Annotated in this window: 14 protein-coding genes; 7 read left to right on the forward strand and 7 right to left on the reverse strand. The window is 59.4% G+C overall.

Features of this window, described 5'->3' with window-relative positions:
• Positions 1-6 precede the first annotated feature (6 nt).
• The 5 genes from AC1DZP_RS14300 to AC1DZP_RS14320 form a co-directional block, all read right to left on the reverse strand.
• Positions 7-1,518: a TadE/TadG family type IV pilus assembly protein gene (locus tag AC1DZP_RS14300; RefSeq protein ID WP_477303184.1), complete on the reverse strand. Its 1,512-nt coding sequence runs from the start codon at positions 1,516-1,518 to the stop codon at positions 7-9.
• A gap of 76 nt (positions 1,519-1,594) precedes the next feature.
• Positions 1,595-1,888, reverse strand: coding sequence for a hypothetical protein (locus AC1DZP_RS14305; protein ID WP_457154320.1), 294 nt, complete (start codon positions 1,886-1,888; stop codon positions 1,595-1,597).
• Positions 1,875-3,320, reverse strand: coding sequence for a type II and III secretion system protein family protein (locus AC1DZP_RS14310; RefSeq protein WP_477303186.1), 1,446 nt, complete (start codon positions 3,318-3,320; stop codon positions 1,875-1,877). The genes AC1DZP_RS14305 and AC1DZP_RS14310 overlap by 14 nt, the downstream gene beginning before the upstream one ends.
• 55 nt (positions 3,321-3,375) lie before the next feature.
• Entirely contained in the window at positions 3,376-4,416 is a 1,041-nt protein-coding gene (gene cpaB / locus AC1DZP_RS14315; protein ID WP_477303187.1) for a Flp pilus assembly protein CpaB, read from the reverse strand.
• A 109-nt stretch (positions 4,417-4,525) separates the two neighbouring features.
• On the reverse strand, positions 4,526-4,747 hold the full coding sequence (locus AC1DZP_RS14320; protein ID WP_477303189.1) for a Flp family type IVb pilin: 222 nt from the start codon (positions 4,745-4,747) through the stop codon (positions 4,526-4,528).
• A 534-nt stretch (positions 4,748-5,281) separates the two neighbouring features.
• On the opposite strand from AC1DZP_RS14320, the gene AC1DZP_RS14325 reads away from it, so the two are divergent.
• The 7 genes from AC1DZP_RS14325 (at position 5,282) to AC1DZP_RS14355 (ending at position 11,582) form a co-directional block, all read left to right on the forward strand.
• Positions 5,282-6,388 (forward strand): phosphatase PAP2 family protein, encoded by a 1,107-nt coding sequence (locus tag AC1DZP_RS14325; protein WP_477303191.1) that lies wholly within the window; start codon positions 5,282-5,284, stop codon positions 6,386-6,388.
• A 94-nt stretch (positions 6,389-6,482) separates the two neighbouring features.
• Complete coding sequence (locus tag AC1DZP_RS14330) at positions 6,483-7,865, forward strand: CpaF family protein (protein WP_477303193.1); 1,383 nt, start codon at positions 6,483-6,485, stop codon at positions 7,863-7,865.
• 470 nt (positions 7,866-8,335) lie between these two features.
• Positions 8,336-8,836 carry a type II secretion system F family protein gene (locus AC1DZP_RS14335; RefSeq protein ID WP_477303536.1) on the forward strand — a complete coding sequence of 167 codons (501 nt, stop codon included), beginning with the start codon at positions 8,336-8,338 and terminating at the stop codon, positions 8,834-8,836.
• A gap of 16 nt (positions 8,837-8,852) precedes the next feature.
• Entirely contained in the window at positions 8,853-9,803 is a 951-nt protein-coding gene (locus tag AC1DZP_RS14340) for a type II secretion system F family protein (protein WP_477303538.1), read from the forward strand.
• Positions 9,804-9,857: 54 nt separating this feature from the next.
• Positions 9,858-10,397 carry a tetratricopeptide repeat protein gene (locus tag AC1DZP_RS14345; protein ID WP_477303195.1) on the forward strand — a complete coding sequence of 180 codons (540 nt, stop codon included), beginning with the start codon at positions 9,858-9,860 and terminating at the stop codon, positions 10,395-10,397.
• 1 nt (position 10,398) lies between these two features.
• Positions 10,399-10,938, forward strand: coding sequence for a prepilin peptidase (locus AC1DZP_RS14350; RefSeq protein ID WP_477303197.1), 540 nt, complete (start codon positions 10,399-10,401; stop codon positions 10,936-10,938).
• 359 nt (positions 10,939-11,297) lie between these two features.
• Positions 11,298-11,582: an exopolysaccharide production repressor protein gene (locus AC1DZP_RS14355; RefSeq protein ID WP_184872005.1), complete on the forward strand. Its 285-nt coding sequence runs from the start codon at positions 11,298-11,300 to the stop codon at positions 11,580-11,582.
• A gap of 94 nt (positions 11,583-11,676) precedes the next feature.
• On the opposite strand, the gene dhaL is transcribed toward AC1DZP_RS14355, so the two are convergent.
• The gene (gene dhaL, locus AC1DZP_RS14360; protein ID WP_477303199.1) at positions 11,677-12,330 is read right to left on the reverse strand and encodes a dihydroxyacetone kinase subunit DhaL; all 654 of its coding nucleotides are present in this window, start codon (positions 12,328-12,330) and stop codon (positions 11,677-11,679) included.
• A 59-nt stretch (positions 12,331-12,389) separates the two neighbouring features.
• A complete protein-coding gene (locus tag AC1DZP_RS14365) occupies positions 12,390-14,468 on the reverse strand; it encodes a bifunctional sugar-binding transcriptional regulator/dihydroxyacetone kinase subunit DhaK (RefSeq protein ID WP_477303201.1) in 2,079 nt (692 codons plus the stop codon).
• Between the last annotated feature and the right edge of the window lie 205 nt (positions 14,469-14,673).

Below are 14,673 nucleotides of genomic sequence, written 5' to 3' on the forward strand. Positions count from 1 at the left end.
GTCGCCCTACCGATACAGCTGGGCTTCATTGCGGAATGCTTTGTCTACAAGGGTGTTATTGGCAAACCCTCCATCGACGTCGACGATCTCCAGGCTGATCGGCTTCTCAGCACCAGTGCCGTCGTCATCATCGGCATTGTTCTGCTTTGAGACCGGGGTGTTGACGAACACACTGGCATAGCCATCCGGCTTTAACTGGGTGTGGCCATTGATCTTGGCCTGGTTCGCGATGCAGTCGACGATCGCCATGTTGAGCAGACGGCGATCAGGATCCGGCGTTGGGTTGTCACCCTTGAAGCAAGACGGCGTCCCGGTTTCCTTTGTCGGCGCCTGAGACTTGTCCCCGACGAGCCCGTGCGCAATCTCGTATTTATAGACGTCATATCTGGAAGCCGGGACAGTGGTGGTGCCGGTGGGGTTGGTGGCGGCAGGGACGTTGGGGTATGTCGTGCCGTGATTGATCGACCAATAACTGGACCAAAAGCCTTGCGTAGCAATCTGATCGGACATTCCTTTTGAGTCGACATAGTTTGCGCCGGGAGGGAGAGGCAGCGCCGTTCCATCCGTAACGGGGGTGTATTTGCTGCAGCCGTTCTTCTGGCCCTTGCGGACATTGCTGGCAGGCCGGTAGTTCCAGTCCTTGTTGTTTTTATTCAACGAGCCGCTGTAGAGATCGAACCGGGTATTCAGCCCAGCGTTGACCTGTCCCAAGGTGACGCCGGTTTTCGTGGTGAGCGCATCGCGGTTGTAGCAGGTGCCTGAGGTGCCCATCGCTATGGCATCACGCAGCGAACTCAGGTTGTTGTCGATCAGCCCGAAATTGCCAGGGCCTGGGTTCGAGTCCACCTTGAGAATACGAAACTCACGGCTATAGGTGTTGCCCGAGGCAAACGCCTGTTGGATCGTCTTGCTGGTCAACGGGTCGGCCGTCTCGAACGGGTTGCACATGAAGATCGGCACGGTTTCGCAGATCGACTGAACGAACCCGGCCACCGCCTGTGGCTGGATGTCCATGGTGTTGGCGCTGCCAATCATGCTTGCCGGAAAGATCGTCGCAAATGCGCCGGCACCATCCGCCAAACCGGACGCGTTCACCGTCACTAAGGAGAACTGCACCGCTTTCGGGTCGGTGCTTGACCAATCATGGCCAGTGGAGTCGACGCCATTAGCAGTCAAAGTGGTGTCATCGCTGGCGGGTATCCCGGTCAGGTATTTGATCGTGACATCGGCAAGAGCCAGTGTGTGATTGTCAGCCGTTGAAAATTTGGTTGTGTTGCTGAGGAGAGTAGTCGCCGCCCGGTTGGCTCGGTCAATCGAATCCGCCCTACCATCAAGCTCTGAAGCTGTCGCAAGCGCAAGCGCATCGATACCTTTCTGCAGATCGTTGTGAAGCCCGTTGAGCCTGGCCATATCGATGGCCAGCACGGAAAAACCGATCAGAACCGGAAACATTATCGCCACGAAGATCATCGCTACGCCGCGTTGATCGTTCCAGAACGCACGAATGGCCCCCAACATGACCTTACTCTCTCTCTCTCTCACCTTGCACCAGGGCCCCTCGCATGCCCGGCGCCTCCGCATCCTTCCGTTCAGTTCACTGCGTTGTCACACCCGAGTTGCCGACATTGACCGTGATAGGCGGCGGCGCCGGCGGCGGTGGTGGATGTTTGTAGTTCTCGCCAACATTGGCGGCGCGCGTGCCGTCACCTTCGATCTTGGTGTTCTTTGAAGCCGGGTTGAGCGTGTCGACCGTCTGCAGCAGCGTATTGAACTTCTGCGTGTCGCCGGCGGCCAAGGTCACCGAATCGTAGTTGTTCAGATAGTCCGCGGCGCAGCCCGACAGCGCGCCGGCGCACAGAACGAGGATCAGGGCGCTATTTCTTGACATAGAGCATCTTGTCCTTCGATTTGAAGTCGAGCATGTGGCCATAGGGGCCGGTGACGCCGTCGCCCGTTTCGTATTTGCGGATCATGTCTTTGTTCACCTCGAGTTGCCCGAGGATAAAGAACTCCGGGTCGTTGGCGGGCCGCGTCTTGTCGAACGGTGTCGCCAGTTGCTCGCCGGGCTTAACCGGCCGCACGACATGCGGCGTGACGATGACCACCAGTTCGGTTTCTTCCTTCTGGTTGCTCGAATTGCGGAACAGCGTCCCGATAACCGGCACCTGGCCGAGCCACGGCACCTGGTTCTGAAGCTTAGTGGTTTTGCTCGACAGAAGTCCGCCCACGGCGAAGCTCTGGCCATCGCGCAACTCGACCACGGTCGCCAGCTTGCGGTTGGTGAAGATCGGGTCGCCGGCAGTGGTGAAGCCGGTCAGGTCGCTAACCTCCGGCGCCAGCTTCATATGGATCTTGCCGTCGTCGAGCACGATCGGCGTGAACGTAAGGTTGACGCCGAATTGCTTGAAATCGATCTGGACTAGGCCATCCGTGCCGATGCTGCGGATTGGGACCTCGCCGCCGGCGTTGAAGCTGGCCGGCTCGCCGGAAAGCGTGGTGAGGTTGGGGTTAGCGAGCGTGCGCACCACGCCCTTGGCCTCCAGCGCCTCGATGTACAGGTCGACTTTGATGTTGTTGTCGATGACGCGCGTGAGGAGGGCTCCGAAGGGACTGGAGCCGGACAGGAGGCCACTGAGCAAACCGCCCGAGCCAAGCACCGTACCGTCTTTGTCGACGGCAGCAATTCCAGTTCCGGATTGAGTCGTGCCTCTGCTGTTGGTGGTTCTGATCGACACGCCGAGATCGCGGCCGGCGTTGCGCTTGGCTTCCAGCACGCGCACTTCCAAATTGACCTGCTGGCTGTCGTCGACGATGACGGAGTTGATGATGGCATCGGGGCCGTATTGCTGTGCCACCTCCATGATCGCCGCCAGCGTGGCGCCGTCCTTGACATGGCCGGCAAGTCTGACCCTGCCGTTGACCGAACCGACTTCGATGCGCGACTTTGGCGCCACCTGGCGGATCGCCTGCGCCATGTCGCTGACGTCGACGCCGACCTCGATCTGGATGACGCCGAGCGAACGCTTGTCCGTGGAGAAGAGATTGACCGTGGTGGTGCCGGCGCCCTTTCCGATGACGTAGAGGGTGCGGTCAGTCATCGGCTGGGCATCGGCGATCTTCTCGTCGCCGACGACGATGTCACCCAGATTGGCATTCACCTGGATCGTTACCGATTGCGACATCGGCAGGAAGATCTTGTGGACGCTGGGGTTCGACACATCGATGAAGCGGTCTGCAGCGTGAGCCGCGAGGCTCAACGACAGCAACGGACAGAGACAGGCTAGAACGAAGGCCGCCAGTGGTCCCCAGAACACGCGCATTTACGCTACCCCCTCGCCGGCTGATTCGGACTCCAGATATCCCAGTATGCCGGTGTTATTGTTGTCGTGGCACATCATATGTTTCGAGCTTTATACCTCGAAACACACCCACTGTCGCCCGCGCCGGTGGTTCCGGCTGCACATATTTGACGACTTCCTTGACAACTTCTTGCACCTGCGGCGCAGAAGCCACAGCCGGAGCCGGCTTCACCTTGCTCAGATCGTCGAGCTTGCTCCCCACCCTGTCCACGGCTTGGGTCAAACCGGCTATCTTGTCGTCGGCGCGTTTGCGCTCCTCCGCGGCCGCGGCTTCCGCCGCTGCCTTCCTGTCGAGCTCAGCTTGCCTTTTGGCGACATCGGCCGGCGTTTCGCCGGTCAAGTCGGAAAGCGTTATGCGTTCGGTCATCTCACCCCGGCTGGCCGCGGCTTGGCGAAGCGCCAGCGACAATTGGCCCGCCCCTGCCGCGAGAGTCAGTTTTTGCGCATCCTTGGTGCTGACCTCGAGCGTCACCGACTTCACCACCGTCGGATTGTCCTTGCTCTCGTCAGCCACCTGGTCGACGGCGAGCACCTTCATGCTCTGCAACAGCACGTCGACAAAACTCCTGTCCGCGCCATCGTCGCCGCGCGCCGTGCGCGTCAGCAAAACATCGACCCGGTCACCGGGGAAGACGAAGCCGGCGACGCCGAGCACGTCGTTGACGCGAATGGAAACGGCCTTCATCCCTTCGCCGAGCACCGCCGAAAGCGTGGCACGCTGGCCGGGGCCGGTGATCTTGCTGGAAAGAACGGGTTCGTTTGCGCTGATCGATTGCAGCGCCTGCCTTGTGCCTTCGCCGGCCAGGGCATCCTTTGTCGTCTTGAACGCGCCTGCCGGTATTGCGCCCGCCGGCCAGGGAATTTCGCGCAGCTTGTCGGCGCTGAGTGTGTCGCCGAACTTCAGCGGCATTGCCGCCACCACGACCGTATCGCGCTGGATACCATTCGACTGCGCCATCGCATTGCGCTGGCCGGCCAGCCAAATGTTGGCAAGTACTACCGCCAGCACGCCGAAGACGCCGGCGAGAACAATCATGATCAGAGTATTGGCACGCATCTTCCCACCCCAAATCGCCGCCCCAGGGCGATGCTAGTATTTCGTCTAGTATTTCGTGATGCAGAAAGCCTGGGTCGGGATCGAGCGATCCCGACCCAGCGGTCTATGGTTACGGCGTGCAATCGCCGCCGGCGCCGCCACCGGCCGTGACACCCTTGGTGTTGAGATTTTTGCAGAGGCCGGTGAACTGATCACCAACCCATCCCCCGATGGCAAGGATAGCGAGCAGCGACGCTGCAGCAATGATGCCGACAAGGATGGAATATTCGACCATGGCAGCGCCGTTTTCGTCGTCGCGGAACTGCCGGGTCATCGTCATGAGCTTCTTCATGCCAATTTCTCCCTTTGGAGGTTTGAACCCGACGAGACAGAGCCAAGGATGAAATCCATACCCAAGCATCCCCCGTCATCTCGATCCTTGTCCCACGAAAAAGCAGAGTCAAACAGATTAACAGTTCCTTAACCTTCCAATACCTGATTGGGGGGGAGGTTAGTTTTTACAAGAGCTTGATTCGATTAATTTTTCAATCGCCTTAACCATTCATTCACAATTTGGCCATACATCCGAATTCGGTATCGCTAAATTAGTCACTATGCATAATCCTTTATATATAAGGGTTTACGAGGAGCGTATCGACCCGACGTGGTTCATTGCAATCGTTCATGTTCCGTGAGGTGACAGGCCGGCACCGGGTCCTGACGTGTCGCCAAATAAAAACGATTTTTTTTAGCGCTTCTTGTTAACTATGTCGTAAGTAATGGCTGGTCGCGACCTCGCGCGCCGCTTGTGCCATGTGTGGTTAACAGTTAGTTTCCGTGTCACGAATTTAGCGGGGGCTAACGCATCGTGGTGGGCGGTTCGGCAATGGGTGGGGAGCAGGTGGTCATCCAGGTGTCGCATCATGGATGCGACGTGACTGCTGATTTGCCCCACGCCAGACCTACGGGATGTTCAGAGTATAAATCGGCTCAAGGCAGTGCGGCAATTTATCGGGGCCGTCAGCTCACTGCGTTTGTTTTGGCCTTGCTCGCAGGGCTCGCGGCTGCAGTCTTGATCTGGTACCCGTTTTCGACCGTAAGCGTGGAGCCGGTTCTTTGGTCTCGAACTGCGATCTCAGCAATGCCTATGGTCCTGCTGTGGGTCGCGCTCGGCGCGATGCGCTACCAACTTCGCAAAACTCCCTTTCGCTATCGCGACATGTTGAGCGATGTCACAGGCAGGCTCCAGAGTCTGATCGTGGTATTGAGCTTGATCACTCTCTTCTCGGTTGAAATTTTGTTGTTGTCCTATTTGGCAACCGCAACCAGCCGTCCTTTGATGGACGTATATCTGGCCGCGGGCGACGCTGCCCTGGGCTTCGATTGGGTGGCATATGTCGGGCGGCTGAATGAGCATCCTTGGATCGCGTCGGTACTTTCGTACGCCTATTTCAGCCTGAAGGTTCAGTTTCTGCTGTTGCCAGCCATCCTTGCCTTGACCGCCCGCACGGGCCGGCTAAAGGAATTCGCAGCGCATTTTGCGCTGGCCGGTTGTTTGACGTGCCTGATCATGATGGCGGTGCCGGCGGCGGGGACTTTCGATTTCTACCATCCTTCACCAGATCTTTTGAGTTCTTTTGGTCCCGGTGCCTCAGCGCGGCACCTTGAACAGCTCCACGCACTTCGGATGTTGAAGCCGTTTCTGATCCAAAATCCGGAGGGCCTTGTGACCTTCCCGTCGTTCCATTCTGCACTGGCTGCGATATTTGTCTATTCCGTGCGAGGCATTCGTTACGTGGCGCTCCCCATCTATCTGTTGAACGCCATGCTGATACTCGCCGCGCTGCCAGAAGGCGGTCACTACCTTATCGATATTCTTGCGGGATTCGCGGTCGCCGCCGTCTCGATTCAAACAGTCCATTTGATTGCCAAACTCAAGACTCCGCAACAAACGGGTTACGAAGATGCGCAATCGTCGGAGCAGCAGGCGTGATCATGACCTTACTTAACTATGGAATGAGCCGTCTTGCGAACTCCTTGTGGCCAGTCGATAGTATCCGTTCAACGGCATTGGGGACTTACGGAAGATGCTAGGTCGTTTCATCAAGGGACCGAGTGAGACGCGGGCGCCGCAGGAGCCGGCGCCCATAGCGCTGATGCCTGCCGTTCCGTCTCCAGCGACCGAGGTCGCCGAGGGCGCCGACGCTTTTCTGACGCTCAAGGTCGAGCTTCATCGCCACCTGATCGATCGGTTCAATCTGACCGCTCTTGAAAATGCATCCAAGGATGAGATCCTGAATGAGATCCGTCCGATCGTTCGCGAGTTCGTTCGAAATCGAAACGTGCCGCTGAATGCCCGCGAACTCGATCAGCTGACCAGCGACACGGCCGACGAGATGCTGGGGCTCGGACCGATCGAGCCGCTGCTCAAGGACGATTCCATTACCGATATTCTGATCAACACCCACAAGCGCGTCTTTATCGAGCGGCGTGGCCTGGTCGAAGAGACGGCAATCCGGTTTCGTGACGAGGCGCATCTGCTGCGCGTCATCAACAAGATCGTCTCCGCCATCGGCCGCCGGGTCGATGAATCGTCGCCGATGGTCGATGCGAGGCTGGAGGATGGCTCGCGCGTCAACATCGCCGTGCGGCCTATCTCGGTTGACGGCCCGCTGGTGTCGATCCGCAAATTCTCGAAGAATCCGTACTCGCTCGAACGCTTGATGGCGCTCAACTCGATCAAGCAGCCGATGATCGACCTGTTACGGATCGCCGTGCAGGCGCGCAAATCGATCCTGGTGTCAGGCGGCACCGGCAGCGGCAAGACGACCTTGCTCAATGCGCTGTCGAGCTACATTCCGTCCAGGGAACGCCTGATCACCATCGAGGATGCGGCGGAACTGCAATTGCAGCAGCCACATGTCGGCCGGCTGGAGACACGCCCGCCCAGTGTCGAAGGGAAAGGCGAGGTGCGGCAGCGCGAGCTGGTCAAGAATGCGCTGCGCATGCGTCCCGATCGCATCATCGTCGGCGAGGTGCGCGGCGAGGAAGCCTTCGACATGCTGCAGGCGATGAACACCGGCCACGAAGGCTCGATGACCACCATTCACGCCAACACCCCGCGCGATGGGATCTCGCGGCTGGAGCAGATGGTTGGCATGGCCGGGATGCCGATGACGCACGAGTCCATCCGGGCGCAAATTGCTTCGGCCATCGACATCATCGTGCAGACGCAAAGATTGTCGGACGGCGGCAGGCGCGTGACATCCATCTCGGAAATCACCGGAATGGAGGGCAATGTCGTGCAACTCCAGGAAATCTACCATTTCGTCCGGCGCGATGTCGCCGCCGACGGTACGATCATCGGCGAATTTCGCGCCACCGGTGTCAGGCCTAGATTTGCGGCGGAAGCGGCAACACTGGGGCACCATTTCGGCAAGGACGCCTTCAATCCGCAGGTTGCGCTCTGATGCCGTCCGGCCAGGCACTGCTCTATTTTATCTACGCACTCGCGGCGGCGTCGGTCATCCTCGCCGGCGAGGCCCTGTACCTTTCATTTTCCGGTCGCCGTGCCGCGGTCGGCGCCATCAATCGTCGGTTGAGGCGATTGTCTGACGAAGTTCCGGCAGAACGAACTTTGCAAAACCTGCTGCGCGAGCGGGGGCTGACGGAATCGGGGGACTTTCTTTTTGGGCTGGTCGCACTGAACAGGCTCTATACGCAATCCGGCATCACCGGAAACCCGCTGACGTTCGCCGGCATATTTATCTGTGCCGGGCTGGCATTGGCGCTGCTGCTGTCGTTCCTCCTGGGCTTGTCGGCAATAGTGGCATTCATTGTATTCATGATTGTCGGGTTTGCGTTGCCCGTGTTCATGCTTCGCCGCGCGCGCAGAAAACGAATCCTGAAGTTCGCGAAGCAACTGCCGAATGCGCTCGACATGATCGTGCGCTCGCTGCGCGCAGGGCATCCGGCCTCGGTGGCAATTGGCCTTGTGGCACGCGAGATGCCTGATCCCCTGGGAACGGAATTCGGCATCGTCTCCGACGAGATCACCTTTGGTTTGAGCATCGAACAGGCAGTGCGAAAACTGTCTCAGCGGGTCGGATTCGAGGGCCTTCACTTGCTTTCGATAGCGCTCTCCATTCAGTCCAAGACCGGTGGCAATCTTACTGAAATCCTCGCTAATCTGTCCTCGGTTCTGCGTGAGCGGCAGAAGTTGCGAATGAAGATCAGAGCGCTATCGTCCGAGGGACGGGTCTCGGCCTGGATCATCTCGCTGTTTCCAATAGTGATGTTCTTGATCCTTCTGCTCGTTGCTCCGTCATACTATGGTAAGGTTTGGCACGACCCGATGATTATACCTGTGTTTTTGGGCTTCGGCGTATGGGCTCTGTTGGGCGACTACATCATGTATAGAATGGTCAACTTCGATTTTTGAGGAGCGTGCGATCAACCTGTTTTCCAACGCCAACGACCTGAGCTTTCTGGTCTCCGTCGCTGTTTTCGTGGCTGCGGTGGCCCTTTTCCTGTTTGGCGCGCTTGTCTTCTTGCCGGCCCTGCAGACGCGAAAGCTCGTTGCGAAAAGCCTCATGGCCGAAGGTGCGGTTGATCCTCGCTCCCTCGCGGGTCAGGAACAGTTGGTCAAGATCGCGGCGCAACGGCCGGTCGACGCATACTTTCGAACCATGGAGAAGGAGCGCCAGGAGCCGAGTGCGCTTGAAGCAAAGCTCTTCCGCGCCGGCTTCTATCAAGCGAGCGCACCATTGATCTATACGCTGTCGCGACTCGGCGTGGTGTGTGTCGGATTTTTGGTTGCCTACGCACTTCTGCCGCGCGTGTTGCCACCGCATTTGCCTGGATTCGTCGGCCTTGCCGGCTCAGCCCTGCTAGGATTGGCGTGTATAGTGATACCGGCCATTCTGCTCGATCGCTTCGAGAATGCCCAGAAGGAAACCTACCGCCGTGGGTTCCCGGATTTCATGGATATGATGATCACCTGCGCCGACGCCGGCATGAGCCTGGAGGCAGCAGTCGAGCGAGTTGGCTCGGAGTTGGCTGGCACCCATAAATGGTTGGGCATCCAGCTTGCGATCATGAATCTCCAACTGCGGGCGGGAAAGCCCTTGCGCGAGGGGCTGCGTGAACTCGCGGACCGCATTGGGCTTGAAGAAGCAAGGTCGCTGGCCGTACTGTTCCGGCAATCGGAAGAACTGGGCACCAGTCTGACGGACGCGCTGCGCGTCTACAGCGAAGAGATGCGAGGCCAGAGGATTCTGACCGCGGAGGAAAAAGCCAACGCATTGCCCGTGAAAATGATGATTCCGTTGGGGCTGTGCATCTTTCCGGTCGTGTTGATGGTCATCATGCTGCCGGTCATCATCCGGATGAAGGGCCTTTTCTTCTAGTTAGGTGTATGCTTTGGTCCTAATGTGAGTCGGGGGACGCTCGAGGGGAACTGTATGAAACGGGTTATCGCTGTCGCAGCCTGTCTGTTGACGGTCGTCCTCGCTGGCTGCCAGACCGACCCCACCGACGGTGTGGTCCGCACCAACGAGCCGTCGAAGGGTGATGTGACGTCTTTCGGCGATGCTTTCGACGGGCTGAAGACGGTCGCCGATGTCGAATATCACGCTTCGGACCAGGCCGTGGCCGAAGCCAAGAACCAGTTCCGCGCGGAAAACTACGGCAATGCCGGCGCCTTGTTCTTCAAGGCGACGCAACTGTCCCCAAATGACGGCAATGCTTGGATGGGGTTGGCTGCCTGCAGCGACCGGATCCATCGTTTCGATCTCGCCGACCGGGCCTATGCCCGAGCCCTCAAGTTGGTTGGCCCGACGGCGGAATATTACAATAATGTCGGCTATTCCTACCTGCTGCGCGGCAAGCTGCAAAATGCACGCAGCAATTTCCTCAAGGCCTACGAACTGGCGCCCAACGATCCGACCGTCGCCAACAATCTGAAGCTGCTGTCGTCAAGCGTGCAGAATATCGAGCGCTAGCATGCTGCTGGTCGAATCGCTGCTGCTGAAAGCCCTCGCCATCCCTCTGCTGGCAAGGATTGGCTGGATCGATTTCACCACCCAGAAGATCGCAAATCGCGACGTGCTGCTGCTGCTTTGCCTGGGGGCGGGGAGCATGCTGTTGCTGTCGCTCCAATCCGGATCGTGGTTCGATATGGGGCTGAGCGCCCTGGCCGGCTTTGTTTTGTTCATCGCGCTGCTCCCGTTCTGGGCGCTGCGCAAGATCGGCGCCGGTGATGTTAAGTTGCTGGCCGTGGTGCCCTTCCTGATCGGCGGACGCGATTTCGCGGTGTTTTCAGTGCTGCTCCTGGTTCTCGCCCTCGCCACCGCGGCGATCGTGAAAAACCCGTTCATGCTGCCTGCGGGCGCTTTTCGGCTCGTTGTCCAGCATTTGGACCGCAAGGGCGTGGTGCCATTCGGAGTGCCGATCTCGATAGCCGCGATCTGTACGATAGCGTTCCTGATCTACAAAAGTTTGGTGCTGGCGACCAGCACTGGAATTCTGAATCAGCTTAACTGAACCTCGAGTTTAGATAGCCAGCAAAATGGCCGTATACCTCTATATTAGCTTGTGCTAACGTATAGAGGTCGCAGCCCAAAACACCCCAAACGACCCCCCGGTGCTGCGATTACCGAGCGCCGGCAAACATGCGCTCACGAGACTCTCCAGTTTGTCGGCGCTCGGTCCCCTCGGGGTGACGACGCGGGCGTTGCAGCAACGCTTTGCCCCGGATGGGTTCCGTTTGAAATTGTGACAGACAAAGATCCGTCATAGCGTGCCGCCGAGGCATATTAGTTCACGCTTGCATTGATATGCAAAAACTGAAACTGTTCGTTCGGGGTAGAAATCATGCAATGGGGCGAAAGACAACCGGGCCGATGCTTCCCGGAATCTTTCGAGGGCGAATGTATTTTCCACAGTTTCTGGTGGGAGCAACGGCGGCGTTGGCCGTCATCTTTGGCTGGATCTACAGCGTCACGGGCTCGTTTTGGGTCTCGTTCGCGTGGACAGTCATCAGCGCCGTGGTGCTGCAGGTGGGGTATTTCGCCTGCCTGCTCGTCATGATTTTCCGCCGCGTCGATGAAGCGACCGATGCCGATCGAGCGGTTCAGAAGAAGCCCGACGGAGCGTCTCCCGCCAAACACGACGGTATCTCCTTCTAAGGCAATCCCGGACGGAAAACCGTTTCACGCCTTCCTGGAATTGCTCCAACTCAGTCAAGTCTGTCGTGGCAAAGTCGGGCGGCACAATCACGGATTACTTCGCGATGTCTTCACCAAAGCTGTCTTTCATCGCGCGCAGGATAATGACGGCCGAGGCCGCTCCCGGGTCCATGTGCCCAAGGGATCGCTCTCCCAGCCGCGCCGCCCTTCCGCGGGCAGCGACCATGGATCGTGTCGAATTTGCGCCGGCTTCCGCGGCCTCCAGGATGCTGCTCCACATTTCCCGGCTTCCGGCAGCGCGGGCACGTGCACCGACGGCTGCTTCCGTTGCTGGGATCCAGGCATCCAGCATCGTCTTGTCGCCGCGCTGCCCTTTGCCGCGCTCCTTGATGCCGGTCGTCATGGCCTCGACGATCGCCGCCTGGTCGCCAGCCGAAAGGCGTTCATCTTGCTTGAGGGCTTGTGCTGCTCTTCGAAACGCCGTCGCATAGAGCGGTCCCGTGGAGGCGCCGACGGCATCGAGAAAGGCCGAAGCGGCAGCGGTGAAAACGTCCGACGCAAGCATGTGGTCGAGGTCGAGCTTGGCGAGCTCCGCGTTCACCGCCATGAAACCGAGCGACATGGTGATGCCATGGTCGGCATCGCCTATCGCGCCATCCAGATCCGAGAGGTGATCCTTCCCCGCCTCGATCGCAATGGAGATGCGATAAAACATCCTGCTCAGGCGTCGCGCCGCATTGTCCGACATCGTGTTCCTCCCAGTTCAAGCAGGATGCGACCCATCGTCGATCGGCGCATACTCGTATCTCAGCCGACGCGCAGGACAGCCGTATCGCAAGGGTGATGCAACAGGTCCGTCAACTCGTTGTCGAGGTGCAAGACCGTTATCGACGCACCGACCATGTCGAGCGATGTGCAATAATGCCCCACCCAGTTCGCCTCTATGGTGATGTCCTTGGCGCTCAATCGCTGCGCGACGCGCCTGAACAGGATGTAAAGCTCCATCAGCGGCGTGGCGCCGAATGAATTGATCAGCACCGCGACACGGTCGCCTGCTGCCGGCTTCATTTCCGAAAAGATGCGGTCCATGATCCGGTCCGTGATCGCGTCGGCGCTCATCATCCTTTCGCGGATGACGCCGGGCTCGCCATGGATGCCCATGCCGATCTCGATGTCGTCGGGACCGATCTCGAAATTGTGGCGACGGGTCTGCGGCATGGAGCAGGGCTCCAGCGCGACGCCCATGGTGAAAGTCCGTGCGTTGGCCTTGCGCGTCACGGCCTCGCAGGCGTCGAGCGACAAGCCCCGGTCGCAGGCGGCGCCGGCGATCTTGAACATGAAGAAGTTGCCGGCAACGCCGCGGCGGCCCTCCCTGTCCTCGATCGGCGACGAGGCGATGTCGTCGGTCGTCACCACCGTGCGGACCTCGATGTTTTTTTCCGCCGCGATTTCGGCCGCCATTTCGAAGTTCATCACGTCGCCGGCATAGTTGCCGTAGACGAACAGCACGCCTTGCCCGCCCGATGCGGCATTGGCGCACTGGAAGATCGTGCCGGGAGGCGGTGACGAAAAGATGTTGCCGACGGCCACGGCATCGGCGAGCCCTTTGCCGACGTAGCCGAGAAAGCAGGGCTCGTGCCCTGTGCCGCCGCCGATCACCAGCCCGACTTTCCCGGGCCTCGGCCCCGTGCGGGCAACGAGAGCACGATGCGAACCCTTGATCGGCTCGATATAAGCGGCGTGGGCCCTCACCACGCCGTCAAGCATCTCCTCCACGACATCGTCGGGGTCGTTGAGGAACTTCTTGATATGGGTGCGGAAGTTGCTGGGCAAAGCCACGGCGTTGTCGAGCCTTGGGCGCTGCGAGAGCTTCTGGTCGAGCTCCGTCACGCCATCGGCATTGAGGATGCCGCGGCCGGTGGCGGCGTCGGTGATGAGCACGTTGACGTAGCCGCCGCGCAGCGCGGCAAGGATTGCGGGGACCTTGTCGAAACCGCCGGCGACCGCAATGCGCAGGCCGATGGCCTTCAGCCTGTCGAGCGATATCCCGATCGTACGGTCGTCGAGCGGGCCGGCCACCGGATTGCCCTGTCCGTCGATGAAGCGGCCGGCGACGACACCCACGGCATCCTTGGCGAGGTACTGTTGAAGTGAGACCGATTCGAAGAAGCCGCTGGTGTGGATCGTCGAATTCGGGCGCAGGGAAGAGATGCCGAAAAGCGCCTTGTTGGCTTTGGCAAGCGCCTCGAACTGGCTTTCGATCAGCGTCTCGCGCAACAGCATGTCGCGAACCTCGGCCGTCGAAACGACCGCTGGCGCGGTGATGTTGATCAGCTTCCCATCCACGGCGCCGGCGATGGCGGCAGCGCACAGTTCCGGCGTATAGGGAAAACTCGCACGAGTGCCTCCGGTTGCCTGAACGACGGTGACGTCCTGGAGGCCAGGCACGGAGGCCTGCTCCCCGATTGCCAACACAGTTCGTCCCCAGGCAACGGCAAGCGTGTCACCGGATTTCAAAAGCTTGGCAAGCGCCTGCGCCGCAGCCCCGCCAAGACGATCGATCAGCGGGCGCGCATTGTCGTCGCTTGGCACGACCAGGCAGTCATGCAACCCGAAATGACGCTTGAGTTCCTGCGCGATCGAGAGCGAACTCAGCCGTGACGGCTCAAGCGAAATGTTGACGATCCCGCGGGCGCGGGCATCGGCCAGATAGCTGTTCACCGTCGCCCGCGAAATGCCCATGATGTCGGCGATATCGCCTTGCGTCATGCGATCTTCGTAGTAGAGCCAGCAGGCCCAGACGTAGGGGTCGTCACCGTAGCGCAACGGGATGGGTTCGGTGCCGGCCTCGCCGTTCTTCCGCGCCGATGATGCCTTGACGGTCATGCTGCCTGGTTTCCCCGAATCCAAAATCGGTCGCCAAGATGAGCGCAAACGGGCGAACTCTCAATCTTGCTCCGGATCATGCTCCAGAGCGATGGGGCTCTGGTTTTTGTTTGAGCATGATCTTGTCCGAAAACCGGATTCCACTTTTCGGAATCATGCTCCAGCTTGCTCCCGGCTGGAAGATCAGCCGGGAGCCATTGCTCGG

Source organism: Mesorhizobium sp. P2_F8, assembly GCF_056403655.1.

What these genes read in the sequence shown, in the direction of transcription:
- AC1DZP_RS14300 (WP_477303184.1), bottom strand. Translation starts at nt 1,518, where the DNA reads ATGTTGGGGGCCATTCGTGCGTTCTGGAACGATCAACGCGGCGTAGCG.
- AC1DZP_RS14305 (WP_457154320.1), bottom strand. Translation starts at nt 1,888, where the DNA reads ATGTCAAGAAATAGCGCCCTGATCCTCGTTCTGTGCGCCGGCGCGCTG.
- AC1DZP_RS14310 (WP_477303186.1), bottom strand. Translation starts at nt 3,320, where the DNA reads ATGCGCGTGTTCTGGGGACCACTGGCGGCCTTCGTTCTAGCCTGTCTC.
- cpaB (WP_477303187.1), bottom strand. Translation starts at nt 4,416, where the DNA reads ATGCGTGCCAATACTCTGATCATGATTGTTCTCGCCGGCGTCTTCGGC.
- AC1DZP_RS14320 (WP_477303189.1), bottom strand. Translation starts at nt 4,747, where the DNA reads ATGAAGAAGCTCATGACGATGACCCGGCAGTTCCGCGACGACGAAAAC.
- AC1DZP_RS14325 (WP_477303191.1), top strand. Translation starts at nt 5,282, where the DNA reads ATGGGTGGGGAGCAGGTGGTCATCCAGGTGTCGCATCATGGATGCGAC.
- AC1DZP_RS14330 (WP_477303193.1), top strand. Translation starts at nt 6,483, where the DNA reads ATGCTAGGTCGTTTCATCAAGGGACCGAGTGAGACGCGGGCGCCGCAG.
- AC1DZP_RS14335 (WP_477303536.1), top strand. Translation starts at nt 8,336, where the DNA reads ATGATCGTGCGCTCGCTGCGCGCAGGGCATCCGGCCTCGGTGGCAATT.
- AC1DZP_RS14345 (WP_477303195.1), top strand. Translation starts at nt 9,858, where the DNA reads ATGAAACGGGTTATCGCTGTCGCAGCCTGTCTGTTGACGGTCGTCCTC.
- AC1DZP_RS14350 (WP_477303197.1), top strand. Translation starts at nt 10,399, where the DNA reads ATGCTGCTGGTCGAATCGCTGCTGCTGAAAGCCCTCGCCATCCCTCTG.
- AC1DZP_RS14355 (WP_184872005.1), top strand. Translation starts at nt 11,298, where the DNA reads ATGCTTCCCGGAATCTTTCGAGGGCGAATGTATTTTCCACAGTTTCTG.
- dhaL (WP_477303199.1), bottom strand. Translation starts at nt 12,330, where the DNA reads ATGTCGGACAATGCGGCGCGACGCCTGAGCAGGATGTTTTATCGCATC.
- AC1DZP_RS14365 (WP_477303201.1), bottom strand. Translation starts at nt 14,468, where the DNA reads ATGACCGTCAAGGCATCATCGGCGCGGAAGAACGGCGAGGCCGGCACC.